The sequence below is a fragment of the Arenibacter arenosicollis genome (assembly GCF_014397245.1).
Lineage (GTDB): Bacteria > Bacteroidota > Bacteroidia > Flavobacteriales > Flavobacteriaceae > Arenibacter > Arenibacter arenosicollis.
In genome coordinates, this window is record NZ_JACLHY010000076.1 from 1 (window position 1) to 539 (window position 539).

The 539-nt window shown below is 64.0% G+C and carries 1 protein-coding gene; it reads right to left on the reverse strand.

The genetic code is table 11. The features are described 5' to 3' along the window. On the reverse strand, positions 1-539 hold a 539-nt coding region (locus H4O18_RS21920), incomplete at both ends, for an immunoglobulin domain-containing protein (protein ID WP_187588659.1).

The following is a 539-nucleotide window of genomic DNA, read 5'->3' on the forward strand; positions in this document are numbered from 1 at the left end:
ACAGGAAGTAGGAGCCGTCGCTGTCCAGCACGGCTGGGGTGGTCTTGTAGTTGTCCTCGGCCTTGCCGTTCTTCTCCCACTCCACGGAGATGTCGCTGGGGTAGAAGCCGTTGATCATGCAGGTCAGGGACACGCTCCTGGAGCTCAGCTCCTCGCGGGGAGGGCCCATGGTGTACACCTTGGGCTCCAGTGGCTGGCCCCTGGCCTTGCTGATGGTCTTCTCGATGGGGGCGGGCAGGGCCTTGTTGTGCACCTTGCACTTGAACTCCTTGCCCCTCAGCCAGTCCTGGTGGGTGATTGGCAGGGTGCTCACCACCCGGATGGTGGAGTTGAACTGCTGCTCGCGCAGGGGAGGGCGGGCGGTCCGCACCTGCTCGTTGTTGATGTACCAGGTGAACTGCACCTCGGGGTCGTCCTGGCTCACGTCCACCACCACGCAGGTCACCTCTGGGGTCCTGGAGATCATCAGGGTGTCCTTGGGCTTGGGAGGGAAGATGAACACGGAGGGGCCGCCCAGCAGCTCGGGAGGAGGGCAGGTT